Here is a 13,238-nt window from a genome sequence, read left to right on the forward strand (position 1 = left end):
TGTCCAGGCGAAAGGCAGGGGCCCACACGGCGCCTCTGGCCAACGTGCCTGAGTACCCCTGAACGCCCGCGGCGCCGCGCCGCGGGCGGCCGACTGCCGGCTAGTTCAGCGAGTCCACCGCGGCCACGATGTCGGCCACCTCGGTGCGCGTGGTGTAGTTGGGATGCACGTCGATCCAGCGGATCGTTGACGCGCCGTCGACAATCACGACTGTCGGCATGGGTACTCCGAAGCCCCCATCGGCATTGACGGCGGTCAGATCGAGGCCCAGTGCGCGCTGCGCGGTCCGGGAGCCCTCCGTGGGTGCGGTGAGCACCCCGAGCGCGGTGGCCAGCTGATTCGCTGGATCGGACAACACCGTGAAGGTCAGCTCGTTCTTTTCCTGCGTCGACAGCGAACCATCAGGCTTCTGCGGGCTCAGCGCCAGCAGCGGGATACCCCGCTGCTGCAGCTGTGGGACGAGGTTCTCCTGGTATGCCCGCAAGGCGAGGTTGCAATACGGGCACCATGCTCCTCGATAAAGAACGATGACCGCCGGGCGACCGTCGAGCTGGGCCGCGAGAGTGGTTGGTGCGCCGTGCACGTCGAGCAGCTGCACGTCGGGCACTGTGTCGCCGGGAGCAGCGATGTTCGCGGGGATTCCGCGGGCGTCCAGGACGGCCTGCTCGGCAGCGAAGACTGCCGACACCTCCTCGGGGAGATGACCCGCCATGTCGCGACGCATCTGATCGACGCGATCGGCGATGGTGGCAGGCTGAGCATCAGCGGTGGTCATACGAGACCCTTTCAAGGCGTGCCAGCTTGTCGCGCAAGGACATTGGCAGCAATTCGAGTTGAGACTTCTCGAGCCTGATCCCGCAAAAATGGAGTGTCAACTCCAAAACGGAAGTTGCCGACCGCGGCCTCACGACGTTCCCCAGCACCGGCACTCTTGGGCCCGCACCACTCACCACGACAGTTTTGGAGTTGACACTCCATTTTCTCGGCGGTGGAATGACCTCGTGGCATCGGCGAGAGCCTCTCGCCGATGCCGAGCGCGTCTTCGTGATGCAACGAATCCACAATTGATGGAAGGTCACCCACATGCCGCCGACTTCCGTCGAGAAGCTCACCGCCAAAGGCCGCGCGACCCGCGAGCGCATCGTTTGCGCCGCTGCCGACCTGATGTATCAGCGCGGCGTCGTCCGCACCACCATCGAGGACATCCAGGAAGCCGCTGCGGTGAGTACCTCGCAGATGTATCACTATTTCGCCGACAAGGGCGAATTGGTCGCGGCCGTCATCGATTTCCAGACCGACCGGGTACTCGCCGTCCAGCATCTCGGGCTGGACCGGCTCGAAAGCCTGGATGATCTGTACCGGTGGCGCGACATTCTGGTGGAAACGGTGCGCCAAGCGGGCGGCGTCGGTGGCTGCCCGATCGGCACACTGGCCAACGAACTCTCCGAAATCGACCCGCTCGCCCGGGCTCACTTGGCGCGTTCATTCAATCAGTGGGAACACCTGATTCGCGACGGGCTGGCTGTCATCGCGGCCCGTGGCGAACTACCGGCAGGCACAGACACAGACCAGCTCGCGATGGCAATGCTGGCCGCAATTCAGGGTGGACTGCTGCTGAGTCAGATCCGCCGCGACGCCGCACCGTTCGAAGCGGCCATTGACACCATGATCGGGTACCTCGCCAGCTTGGGTGTGAAGTAGCCCGGTATCCAAGTACGGCCCGATCAGGCGCGGTCCGCGGTCAATCGCTGTCCTGGTCGATGCCCGTCAGCATGAGCTCCGAGACCCGGCGCGGAGTCTCCGTCAGGTAAGCCATCGCCGCGATGCGCTTGGGCAGGATGACGTGCTTCTTCTCTTTCTCGATGGCGTCGGCGATGGCCTCGGCGACCAGGTCGGCGTCCAGCGGCTCCTGCGGGATCATCCGGAACTTGAGCGACCGCTCGATGGTGCGGCGTGCCGGCCCGAACGACCGGATGTGGTCGATCATGTCGGTCTTGACCTCACCGATCTGCACCAGCGTGGTGTTCACCGGCTTGCCCCGCAACTCGGAGCGGATGCCCGCGGTGAAGTGGCTGAGCCCGGCCTTGGACGCGCCGTACAGGGTGACGCCCGGCCCGGTGGAAATGGCGCCCATCGACGACACGTTGACGATGTGGCCGTGGCCGCGCTTCATCATCAGCGGCATCACCTGGCGACACAGCTCCATGGGAGCAATCAGGTTGACCTGCAACAGGTCTCGCACATCCTGGGACGACGCCTCATAGAAACGGCCGACGCGGTCCACCCCGGCGTTGTTGACAATGACGTCGACCGGGCCGTCGGCCTCCACGCGGTCGATCAGCGCTTCGACCGCCGCCGGATCCATCAGGTCGGTGGGATATGCCTTGCCGCCCAGCTCTTTTGCCAACTCTTCGAGCTGCTCGGCGTTGCGGGCGACGAGCGCGACCGCGGCGCCGCGGCGGGCCATCGCCCGGGCGATGTACTTTCCCAGACCGCGGCTGGCGCCGGTGACCAGGACCCGGCTGTTCCTCAGTTGCATGTCCCTGCTCCATTCACAATCGTGCTGACCCGGACCGGCGGAGCCCCGTCAGACTCCACGTCGCGACGCCGAATCAGCTCATGGTGAGCACGCTAAACGGGGCGCGAGCCGAACTTCAGAGGTAGTTCCCGATGAACGAGACAACATGTCCACTGCCTCACATTTTTGGCCTCATAGTGATGTATGCGACGTTTATCGGGCGAGGACAACAGCTTCCTGGCATGGGAGAGCGCCGTCCAGCCGCAGCACACCATCAAGGCCGTCGTGCTCGATCCCGCACAGGGCCACGAACCCATCACCTTTGCGGCCGTGCGGGCCGCGCTGCCCGGCCTCGTCGACCGCGTCGAGCCCTTGCAGTGGCAGCTGATGTCCCCGCGATTCGGCGCCGGCCGGCCATGGTGGATCACCCGCGCCCGCGGCGATCTCAACTACCACCTGAAGCGCGCGACGGCCGTAGCTCCCGGCACCGACCGCGAGCTGGGCGCGGAGATCGCCAAACTCGCCGAAGCGCCACTCGATCGGGACCGTCCGGCCTGGCAGATGTGGTACGTCGACGGCCTGGCCGACGGCCGTGTCGCGCTCGTGCTGAAGATCCACCACGCGGTGGCCGACGGCATGGCGTCGCTGAACCTGCTCGAGCAGTTCTACAGCCAGGACCCCGCCGACCGGCTGCCCGAGCCCTCGGGCCACCCGCTGCCCGACGAGCACCGGCCACCGGCCGCGCAGTGGTTCCCGATGGTGGTGCGCCAGCAGGTCACGTCACTCACCAAGTTTCCCAAGGTCCTGGCCCGCACGGCCAAGGTGACCCGCACCATCCAGCACCGGCAGCAGGCGGGAAAGCCCGGCTATGCCGAGGCCTTCATTCCGCCGGCCCTGCCGTTCAACGAGCCGCTGACCGCCAGGCGCGGCTTCGCTTTCGTCAACGTCGAGATGGACCACATCAAGCAGGTGTCGAAGACGTTCGGCGTCAGCGTCAATGACGTTTTCCTGTCGCTGTGCAGCACCGCCCTTCGCGAATACCAGGCCTCCCGCGGGCCCGTCGGCGACGACACCATGACCGCCGTGGTGCCGGTGTCGATGCGCCCGCAGGACGGCGACCGCTGGGGCAACAAGGTGGCCCGGTGGAACGTCGAGCTCGCCACCAACATCGCCGACGCCGTGGAGCGGCTCACGGTCATCTCCGCGAACACGGCGACCGCCCGCGAGGTGCAGAGCGAGCGTGACGCCTGGCTACAGCACGACTGGATGGAGTACTGGCCGCTGTTCAAGGTCTACTCGCGGGTACTGCCGACCATCGGGGCGCAGGTGAAGAAGCGCCCGATGTTCAGCATGATCGCGTCGAACATGCGTGGCCCGCAGCAGAAGCTGTACTTCGGTGGCGCACCGGTCGAGAAGCTGATCTCGACCGGCCCCCTGGTGTTCCCGATGGGCATGAACATCACGGGCTGGAGCTACGCGGGCAGCATGCAGATCTGCGTGCTCACCTGCACCGACCAGGTGCGGGATCCGCAGGCCATCGCCGACCGCCTGCCGGTGGCGCTGGCCGAGCTGGTGGCACGTTGCGAGACCGCCGCGGATTCCGTCCACAGCTGATCCGGCTAGCCGGCATGAATAGCGTTGGCCGACAACATAAATAAACGTCGAACCCGTCCCACAAACGACTCTGGGATGCGATATCAGGGGTGATATCGCATCCCAGGTACGTGTAGACCTACACGGACGCAGGCGATTACGTCACCTTCGTCCGCCGCGACCGGCCTCTGAATGTACGCGAAACACGGTGTGTCGCTGTACAAACACGCACACTCGCGGGAAGCGGGTCAGGCCTTGCCCTCGGCCCGCTCCCGCTGGATCTCCAGCGCGATGTCGATCAGCTGGTCCTCCTGGCCACCGATCAGCTTGCGCTGGCCGACGCGCAGCAGCAGCTCGTGGGCGGGCACGCCGTAGCGCTCGCCCTGGCGCACCGCGTGCTTGAGGAAGCTGGAGTACACCCCCGCGTAGCCCATCACCAGGGCGTTGCGGTCCAGCAGGCACTCGGCCGGCATCGCCGGGGCGACAACCTCTTCCGCGGCATCGGCGATGTCGAAGAAGTCGATGCCGGTCTTGACACCGATCTTGTCGAACACGCCGACCAGCGCCTCCACCGGCGCGTTACCCGCACCGGCACCGAACCGGCGGCAGGAGCCGTCGATCTGCTTGGCGCCGGCCCGCACGGCCTCGACCGAATTGGCAACGCCCAGACCGAGATTCTCGTGTCCGTGGAAACCGACCTGCGCATCGTTACCGAGTTCGGCCACGAGAGCCGAGACCCGGTCGGCGACACCTTCGAGCACCAGCGCGCCCGCGGAGTCCACCACGTAGACGCACTGGCAGCCGGCGTCGGCCATGATGCGCGCCTGCGCGGCGAGCTTCTCCGGGGAAATGGTGTGGCTCATCATCAGGAAGCCGACGGTCTCCAGGCCCAGTTCGCGGGCCAGGCCGAAGTGCTGGATCGAGACGTCGGCCTCGGTGCAGTGGGTGGCGATGCGGCAGATCGAGCCGCCGTTGCCCTGGGCTTCCTTGATGTCCTCTTTGGTCCCGACACCGGGCAGCATCAGGAACGCAATCTTGGCATTCTTCGCGGTCTCGGCCGCGATCTTGATCAGTTCCTGCTCAGGCGTCTTGGAGAACCCGTAGTTGAAGCTCGAACCACCGAGCCCGTCGCCGTGCGTGACCTCGATGACCGGGACGCCGGCGTTGTCGAGCGCACCGACGATCGCACGCACCTCGTCACCGGTGAACTGGTGACGCTTGTGGTGTGAGCCGTCACGCAGCGAGGTGTCCGTCAACCGGACGTCCCAGGCGGCATCAAAAAAGACGTCGTTGGAGGAGATTCCTCCCGACTCAAGTGCGGTACTCATGCTTTCGCTCCCACGATTTCTTTGGCGATCTCCTCGCCCACCTTGGTGGCCGCGGCGGTCATGATGTCCAGATTTCCAGCGTAGGGCGGCAGGTAGTCGCCCGCACCCTCCACCTCGACGAAGATGCTGACGACGTGCTGGCCGCCGTTGACCATCGACGGCTCGTCGAACTGCGGCTCGTTGAGCAGCCGGTAACCGGGCACGTAGGTCTGCACCTCGGCGGCCACGTCCTTGATGGATTGGACGACGGCAGCTCGATCCGTATCGGGGGGAATGGCGCAGAAGATGGTGTCGCGCATGATCATTGGCGGGTCGGCCGGGTTCAGGATGATGATGGCCTTGCCGTCCCTGGCGCCGCCGATGTCGCGCACGCCGGCGCTGGTGGTCTTGGTGAATTCATCGATGTTGGCCCGGGTGCCGGGACCGGCCGAAGCCGACGACACCGACGCCACGATCTCGGCGTAGGGCACGTCGACGACGCGAGACACCGCGTACACCATCGGGATGGTGGCCTGGCCACCACAGGTGACCATGTTGACGTTCATCGAATCCAGATGCGCCCGCAGGTTGGCCGGCGGGATCACGCCCGGGCCCACGGCGGCCGGCGTCAGGTCGATGGCCCGGATGCCGGCTTCCTCGTACCGCGGCGCGTACGCCTTGTGCACGTAGGCGCTGGTGGCCTCGAAGACGAAGTCGGGCTTCTCGCTCTGGGCCAGCAGCCAGTCCGCGCCTTCGTGGCTGGTCTCCAGCCCGAGCTTGCGGGCGCGGGCCAGGCCCTCGCTCTCCGGGTCGATACCGATCATCCATCGGGGCTCGAGCCAGTCCGACCGCAGCAGCTTGTACAGCAGGTCAGTACTGATATTTCCCGAGCCGACGATCGCGACGCTCGCTTTGGAAGGCATGCTCACTCCTATTGACGAATATCTGTAGAAACTTCGGCCACTACGCGAAAGACAGGTGGACGGAGCCCAATCCGGCGAACTCGGCGACGAAGTCGTCACCCGGCTTGGCATCGAACGCCCGCATACAGGCGCCGGGCAGCACCACGTCACCGGCCTTGAGGCGAACGCCGAACTGGTCGACCTTGCGGGCCAGCCAGGCCACCGCCGTGACCGGGTTGCCGAGGACCGCGTCGCTGCGGCCCTCGCCGAGCACCTCACCGTTGCACTTGAGCACGGCGTCGATGGCGCGGATGTCGATGTCTTTCGGAGAAACGCGCTCCTTGCCCAGCACCCAGCCGGCCGAGGAAGCGTTGTCGGCGATGGTGTCGCACAACTTGACCTGCCAGTTGGTGATGCGGGTATCGATCAGCTCGATGGCCGGCGCAAACGCCGCGGTGGCGGCCAGCACGTCGTCCTCGGTGCAGCCGGCGCCGGGGAGATCGTCGGCCAGCACGAACCCGACCTCGACCTCGACCCGCGGCAACAGGTACTTCGAGGTCAGCACGGGCTTGTCCTCGAATACCTCCATGTCGTCCAGGAGATGCCCATAGTCGGGTTCGTCCACATTCATCATTTTCTGCATGGCCTCGCTGGACAGACCAACCTTGTGTCCCACCACGCGGGCACCTTCTGCGACACGCTGACGAATGTTGAGCAGCTGAATCTCGTACGCGTCGACGACGTCGATGTCGGCGTAGGTGTCGGTCATCGGCGACATCGCGACCCGGCTGCGCTCGGCCTGGGCCAGCGAGGCGGCGAGCTCGGCACGCACGTTGTCGGACAGCATTCGTGAATTCCCCTAACTTCATGGACCGGCGCAGTTGTCCACAGGCCGGGCAATTCTATAACGTGTTCTACATGACTGGACAGGAGTACGACGTTGTCGTCGTCGGCAGCGGCGCAGCCGGCATGGTCGCCGCCCTCACCGCAGCCCATCAGGGCCTTTCGACAGTAGTCGTTGAAAAGGCCCCACACTATGGAGGTTCCACTGCGCGGTCAGGTGGCGGCGTCTGGATCCCGAACAATGAGATTTTGCAGCGTGCGGGGGTCAAGGACACCCCCCAAGCGGCCCGCACCTACCTGCACAAGATCGTCGGCGACGTGGTCCCCGCAGAGAAGATCGACACGTATCTGCAGCGCGGCCCCGAGATGCTGTCCTTCGTGCTGAAGAACTCGCCACTGAAGCTGTGCTGGGTGCCGAACTACTCCGACTACTACCCGGAGACCGAGGGTGGCCGCGCCGGCGGACGGTCTGTGGAGCCCAAGCCGTTCAACGCCAAGAAGCTCGGTGCCGACATGGCCGGCCTGGAGCCGGCGTACGGCAAGGTGCCGCTGAACATGGTTGTGATGCAACAGGATTACGTCCGGCTCAACCAGCTCAAGCGCCATCCGCGCGGCGTGCTGCGCAGCCTCAAGGTCGGCATCCGCGCCACCTGGGCCGGCGTCACCGGCAAGAACCTGGTCGGCATGGGCCGCGCCCTGATCGCACCGCTGCGCATCGGCCTACAGAAGGCCGGCGTGCCGGTGCAGCTGAACACCGCGCTGACCGACCTCTACTACGAGGGCGGCGCCGTCCGCGGTATCTACGTCCGCGACATGAACGCACCGGAAAGTGCTGAGCCGCAATTGATCCGAGCCCGCCGCGCGGTGATCCTGGGTAGCGGAGGCTTCGAGCACAACCAAGAGATGCGCACCAAGTACCAGCGTCAGCCGATCACCACCGACTGGACCGTGGGCGCCAAGGCCAATACCGGCGACGGCATCCTGGCCGCCGAAAAGCTCGGCGCTGCAATGGAAATCATGGAAGACGCCTGGTGGGGTCCGACAGTGCCGCTGCCCGACAACCCGTGGTTCGCGCTGTCCGAGCGCAACTCCCCCGGCTCGATCATCGTCAACATGAACGGCAAGCGGTTCATGAACGAATCCATGCCGTACGTCGAGGCCTGCCACCACATGTACGGCGGGAAGTACGGCCAGGGCGACGGCCCGGGCGAGAACGTGCCGGCCTGGCTGCTGTTCGACCAGCAGTACCGCAACCGCTACATCTTCGCGGGCCTGCAGCCTGGACAACGCATTCCGAAGAAGTGGACCGAGGCCGGCGTCGTCGTCAAGGCCGACACCCTGGAAGAGCTGGCGGAGCTGACCAATCTGCCTACCGACGCATTGGCCCAGACCATCGAGCGCTTCAACGGCTTCGCCCGCAGCGGCGTCGACGAGGACTTCGGCCGCGGCAACAGCGCCTATGACCGCTACTACGGCGACCCGACCAACAAGCCGAACCCCAACCTCGGCGAGATCAAGCACGGTCCGTTCTACGCGGCCAAGATGGTGCCCGGCGACCTGGGTACCAAGGGCGGCATCGTCACCGACATCCACGGCCGCGCACTGCGCGAGGACGGCTCGGTCATCGAGGGCCTGTACGCCTCGGGCAACGCCAGCGGACCGGTGATGGGTCACACCTACCCCGGCCCCGGCGGGACCATCGGCCCCGCCATGACCTTCGGATACCTGGCGGCACTCCACGTGGCAGGAAAGGGCTGACATGCCGATCAATCTCGACGAAGCCATCGGAGCCGAACTCGCACCGGTCGAATTCTCGTGGAGCAGCAGCGATGTGCAGCTGTACCACCTGGGTCTGGGTGCCGGCGCCGACCCGATGAGCGAGCGCGAACTGCGCTATCTGATCGACGACAAGCCGCAGGTCCTGCCGACATTCGGCAACGTGGCGCAGAGCTTCCACGAGACCAAGGCGCCGTCGGTCAAGTTCCCGGGCATCGATATCGAGCTGAGCCGGGTGCTGCACGCCAGCGAGGCCATCTACACCGACGCTCCGATCCCGCCGTCGGGCACCGGCCGGGCCGTCACCAGGTTCACCGAGATCTGGGACAAGGGCAAGGCCGCGGTCATCTGGTCGGAGACCACCGTGACCAGCCTCGACGGAGCGCCGCTGTGGAAGCAGAAGCGGTCCATCTTCGCCCGTGGCGAGGGCGGCTTCGGCGGTGACCGGGGTCCGTCGACCTCGGCAGCCGAGCCCGACCGCGCCCCGGATCTGCAGATCGAACTGCCCACGCTGCCGCAGCAGGCGCTGCTATACCGGCTCTGCGGTGACCGCAACCCGCTGCACTCGGACCCGGCGTTCGCCAAGGCCGCCGGCTTCGACCGCCCGATCTTGCACGGCCTGTGCACTTACGGCATCGGCTGCAAGGCCATCGTGGACAACGTGCTCGACGGCGACACCGGCCGGGTCCGGTCCTACGGAGCCCGCTTCGCGGGCACCGTGATTCCGGGTGAAACCTTGCAGGCCAACCTTTGGCGTGACGGTGAACGAATCACCGGCGTGCTGACGGCGCCGAGCCGAGACAACGTCGTCGTGCTTGCTGGAATCGAGTTAACCGCGTCCTGACCAGGACATATCCGGAGTCGGCCGCATTTTCAGCGGCCGATTCCGGCAAACCAGGGCCAGCGGTCGGGTCGCCGCTGCGGCGTCTATCTGTATCCACAGCTGACGCTTAACCTGCTAGCTTTCGTAGTAGTCAGTAATTATCCGATTACTCGTGACTCAACTTCCGTGGGGGAAGCCGCCCGTCGGACGACTTGGAGACAAAGGAGCCACTTCGCCATGAGTACCCGCAAGATCACCATCGCTATCGGCGCAGCCGCCACATTCGGCCTGATCGCCACACCGTTCGCGCTGGCGGACTCGACCCAACCCGCAGGTGTCGCGCCCGCTCCCACCACCGTGGCGTTCGGCAAGGACGGCAAGCTCGTGACCGGCAACACCGTCGCCGAATGGGAAATCAGCAACCTCAAGCCCAGCACCGATGCGCTGTCCGAGCACATCAACGGCACGCTCTGGGAAGCGACGGCAGAATACTCGGCTGAGCGCGGTAGCTCGCAGCCGTTCGTGCCGAACCTGAACGCCCGCGCCGCCGACGGTGAGAACTACCGCGTGCTGTGGGGCGTTGCCACGGGGCAGGGCATCAACCCTGCCGGCCTCTCCGAAGGACAAGAGTCCAAGGGCAAGGTCTACTTCGACGTGACGGGTGCCGCGCCGACCAGCGTCGTGTACGCCGACGGTGACCGCGACCTGATCAAGTGGCAGGGCACTGAAGCCACCGGCGCCGCGCCGGTCGCTGCCCCGGTCCGCGGTGCTGCCCCGGCCGCGACCCCGTCCGCGGCCCCGGCTGCTGCGCCCGCAGCCGCTCCTGCCGCCGCCCCGGCAGCCGCTCCGGCCGGCCTCGGCAGCGCCGTGCCGGGCGCCACCCCGGCGGGCACCACCCCGGCGGGCGCCACTCCGGCCGCGACGGGTGCGCAGCCTCCGGCCGGCACCAGCACCGGTGCGGTCCCGGCGGCGACGCCGAACGGTGAGACCCCTGCTGGCACCCCGGCTCCGGCGGGCACCCCGGCGGTTGCCCCGGCCCCGGCCGGTACCCCGGCAAGCACCCCGGCTCCGGCAGGCACCCCGGCGGTTGCCCCGGCCCCGGCCGGTACCCCGGCCGCTGAGGCTCCGGCCCCGGCCGGCGCCCAGGTTCCGGCGGGCACTCCGGCCACGGCTCCGGTCGCCGGCCAGGCTCCGGAAGCCGCTCCGGTTCCCACCGCCGCCGAAAGCGGCCCGGGCACCGCTGCCACCGCCGGTGGCGCCGTCTCGCAGGCTCCGCTGACCCCGGCTCCGGCTCCGGCTCCGAGCCAGGCAATCGCCGGCCAGCCGGCGTCCAGCGCGGGTCAGGGCACCGCCGCCCCGGCCGGCAACCAGCAGGCTGCTCCGGCCGCCCCGGTCACCCCGACCCCGGTGCCGGCTTCCTAAGAAACAACGAATTGGGGCCAGTCGCGATCACCGCGACTGGCCCCAATTTCTTTGTCTGGCCTGTTGTTTCAGTAACTACATCTGACGGCCGATGTCACCGCCGCGCTGCGGCGGCGGGGAAACCGGAGCGACCGGCGCCGGACCGGCATTGTGCGAGCCGGCGCCGGGACCGGCCACCGGAGGCGCCGCCTGCGACGGCGCGGACGTGCGCTGGCGGGACTCGCGGGCATCCTGCTGGGACTGCCGCTGATCCTGCTGCTGCTGACGCGCGTCCTGCTGGGACTGCCGGTCGTTCTGCTGGTTCTCCCGGGCATCCTGCTGCGCCTGGCGCTGCTCCGGCGACATGGGCGCACCGCCGCCGCCGCCGGCGCCGGCCGGCCCGCCGGGCTGGCCCTCTGTGGGTTCGCCGCCCGGCATGCCGCCTTCCTTGCCGCCGCCCTTGCCCATGGCCTGCTGGATCATCTGGCCGAACTGGCCGGCCTGCTGACCCATCTGACCCAGGCCGCCGCCCTGGCCGGCCATCTGACCCGCCTGCTGACCCATCTGACCGAGTTGGCCCAGCATCTGACCCATCTGGCCGACGCCCTGCCCGCCCTTGTCGTCGGCATTGTCATACGCCGATTGGGCCATGCCGACCTTGCCGGAGAACATGCCCTCCTTGGCCTGCAACGAGGCCACATTGGCGGTCATGTCCGCGGCCATGGCCGGCAGCACGGCAGCGATGGTCGCGCTCATCGCATCCTCACCGGGCTGGATCATCGGCATCTCGGGCAGCTCGACCGAGGCTGCGTTCCAGCTGATGTTGCCCGGTGTCTGCAACGGTGAACTCATCAGATATCCCCCTAATCACCAGTCGTCGTCGACGTCTTCGTCGTATGAGCCGTGTTCCAGTGCTTCGGGCACCGCCAGCTGGGTGATGCGACCACCGCCGCCGCCACCTTCGCGGTGCCCCATGCCGCCCATGGCACCCATCGCACCACCGGCACCCGCGGCGGCCGCCACCGGAGCCAGGCCGCCGGCACCCATGCCACCGGCCGCGCTTGCCGGCATCATCCCGGGCCCACCCGCACCGGGGCCGACCATCTTGGCCAGCAGCGGCGTCTGCACGGAGGCCGCGCCCACGCCGCCACCGCCGCCGGGCATGCCGCCCTTCATCAGGCCGGCGCCGTGGGCCGCTCCAGAACCGCCTGCCAGTGGATGGTTGGAGAACGCGCCGAACGGCGAGGCACCGAGGCCGGCCTTGCCCTGACCGCCGCCGGAGAACAGGGAAGTCAACTGCTGCAACGGCTGCGAAAGTTGTTGCAGCGGTTGCATGGCCTGCTGCGGCAACTGACCGAGCATCTGCGGGAGCTGTCCGGCCATCTGCATCATCTGGCCCATCATCTGGCCCATCTGATCGCCGCTTTTGCCCGCCGACTCCGCCGTCTTCTGCGCCGTCTGCTCCACCTGCGGCGGCATACCGGCGGTCGGGATGCTCGGCGGCGCGCCGACGAAGTTGGCCACCTCGGTGGCACTGGCCGTCACCGCGGCGATGTTCTGCGACAGACCCATCTTGATCCGGCTCTGGATCAGTTCCTGCACGTTCGGGAACGGCGCCGCCTGCAGGGCCATGCACTCCGCCTGGACTTCCTCGGCGGTGGCATTGACCAGGTTCTTGGTCTTGATGACCGCGGCCACCATGGACTGCAGCTTGGCAGCGATGGCGGCCGCCTGCGCGCCGTTGGCCTCATGGCCGCCGATGATGGTGGTCGCCTCACCGGCGGCGGCAACCGAACCAGCACCGGTCCACTGACCGGTCAAGTTCATCAACTGGCTGGTCTGCTGTGGCACCACGTGACCGGTGATCTTCGTGGCCAGCTTCGTATAGTGCGCAGCAGCTTCTTCGAGCTGTTCCTCATTGACGTTGGGCCACCCCGGCCCCGTCACCGTCTGCGAACCGAACGGACTGCTGTCCGGCTGAATCCCCATAGACACGGCCCCCTTCCCCAGACATACCGCGTCGGATCCGAGCCTACCGCCCCGAGGGCTGGCCACCCGACGCAAACTGACGGCGC

At 67.2% G+C, this 13,238-nt stretch carries 12 protein-coding genes; 5 read left to right on the forward strand and 7 right to left on the reverse strand.

Annotated elements, in window-relative coordinates; translation table 11 throughout:
* Window positions 1-100: 100 nt before the first annotated feature.
* Entirely contained in the window at window positions 101-775 is a 675-nt protein-coding gene (locus G6N59_RS13105) for a peroxiredoxin-like family protein (RefSeq protein ID WP_197907919.1), read from the reverse strand.
* Window positions 776-1,083: 308 nt separating this feature from the next.
* Here G6N59_RS13105 and G6N59_RS13110 point away from each other — a divergent pair, with 308 nt between their 5' ends.
* Window positions 1,084-1,701, forward strand: coding sequence for a TetR/AcrR family transcriptional regulator (locus G6N59_RS13110; protein WP_138232684.1), 618 nt, complete (start codon window positions 1,084-1,086; stop codon window positions 1,699-1,701).
* A gap of 40 nt (window positions 1,702-1,741) precedes the next feature.
* Here G6N59_RS13110 and G6N59_RS13115 read toward each other — a convergent pair whose 3' ends face one another.
* Window positions 1,742-2,539, reverse strand: coding sequence for an SDR family NAD(P)-dependent oxidoreductase (locus G6N59_RS13115; RefSeq protein WP_138232685.1), 798 nt, complete (start codon window positions 2,537-2,539; stop codon window positions 1,742-1,744).
* Between the two features lie 183 nt (window positions 2,540-2,722).
* On the opposite strand from G6N59_RS13115, the gene G6N59_RS13120 reads away from it, so the two are divergent.
* Window positions 2,723-4,132, forward strand: coding sequence for a wax ester/triacylglycerol synthase family O-acyltransferase (locus G6N59_RS13120; RefSeq protein ID WP_138232686.1), 1,410 nt, complete (start codon window positions 2,723-2,725; stop codon window positions 4,130-4,132).
* Between the two features lie 227 nt (window positions 4,133-4,359).
* On the opposite strand, the gene dmpG is transcribed toward G6N59_RS13120, so the two are convergent.
* The 3 genes from dmpG to G6N59_RS13135 are packed head-to-tail and all read right to left on the reverse strand — an operon-like array spanning window position 4,360 to window position 7,167.
* Window positions 4,360-5,439, reverse strand: a complete 1,080-nt coding sequence (gene dmpG / locus G6N59_RS13125; RefSeq protein ID WP_138232687.1) for a 4-hydroxy-2-oxovalerate aldolase — start codon at window positions 5,437-5,439, stop codon at window positions 4,360-4,362.
* Window positions 5,436-6,341, reverse strand: a complete 906-nt coding sequence (locus tag G6N59_RS13130; protein WP_138232688.1) for an acetaldehyde dehydrogenase (acetylating) — start codon at window positions 6,339-6,341, stop codon at window positions 5,436-5,438. Before G6N59_RS13130 ends, dmpG begins: the two co-directional genes overlap by 4 nt.
* Window positions 6,342-6,381: 40 nt before the next feature.
* Window positions 6,382-7,167 (reverse strand): 2-keto-4-pentenoate hydratase, encoded by a 786-nt coding sequence (locus G6N59_RS13135; RefSeq protein ID WP_138232689.1) that lies wholly within the window; start codon window positions 7,165-7,167, stop codon window positions 6,382-6,384.
* Window positions 7,168-7,238: 71 nt separating this feature from the next.
* Here G6N59_RS13135 and kstD point away from each other — a divergent pair, with 71 nt between their 5' ends.
* From kstD to G6N59_RS13150, 3 genes are all read left to right on the forward strand, one after another.
* Window positions 7,239-8,921, forward strand: a complete 1,683-nt coding sequence (gene kstD / locus G6N59_RS13140; protein WP_138232690.1) for a 3-oxosteroid 1-dehydrogenase — start codon at window positions 7,239-7,241, stop codon at window positions 8,919-8,921.
* A gap of 1 nt (window position 8,922) precedes the next feature.
* Window positions 8,923-9,783 carry an enoyl-CoA hydratase ChsH3 gene (locus tag G6N59_RS13145; protein ID WP_138232691.1) on the forward strand — a complete coding sequence of 287 codons (861 nt, stop codon included), beginning with the start codon at window positions 8,923-8,925 and terminating at the stop codon, window positions 9,781-9,783.
* Window positions 9,784-9,999: 216 nt separating this feature from the next.
* Window positions 10,000-11,184 (forward strand): DUF1942 domain-containing protein, encoded by a 1,185-nt coding sequence (locus G6N59_RS13150; RefSeq protein ID WP_163911293.1) that lies wholly within the window; start codon window positions 10,000-10,002, stop codon window positions 11,182-11,184.
* A 75-nt stretch (window positions 11,185-11,259) separates the two neighbouring features.
* Here the strand turns inward: G6N59_RS13150 and G6N59_RS13155 are convergent, their stop codons facing one another.
* Together G6N59_RS13155 and G6N59_RS13160 are read right to left on the reverse strand one after the other, a co-directional pair.
* Window positions 11,260-12,015 (reverse strand): hypothetical protein, encoded by a 756-nt coding sequence (locus G6N59_RS13155; protein WP_138232710.1) that lies wholly within the window; start codon window positions 12,013-12,015, stop codon window positions 11,260-11,262.
* 15 nt (window positions 12,016-12,030) lie between these two features.
* On the reverse strand, window positions 12,031-13,152 hold the full coding sequence (locus G6N59_RS13160) for a hypothetical protein (protein WP_138232711.1): 1,122 nt from the start codon (window positions 13,150-13,152) through the stop codon (window positions 12,031-12,033).
* Window positions 13,153-13,238: the final 86 nt, after the last annotated feature.

The organism is Mycolicibacterium aubagnense, from assembly GCF_010730955.1.
In the GTDB taxonomy this organism is placed as follows: domain Bacteria; phylum Actinomycetota; class Actinomycetes; order Mycobacteriales; family Mycobacteriaceae; genus Mycobacterium; species Mycobacterium aubagnense.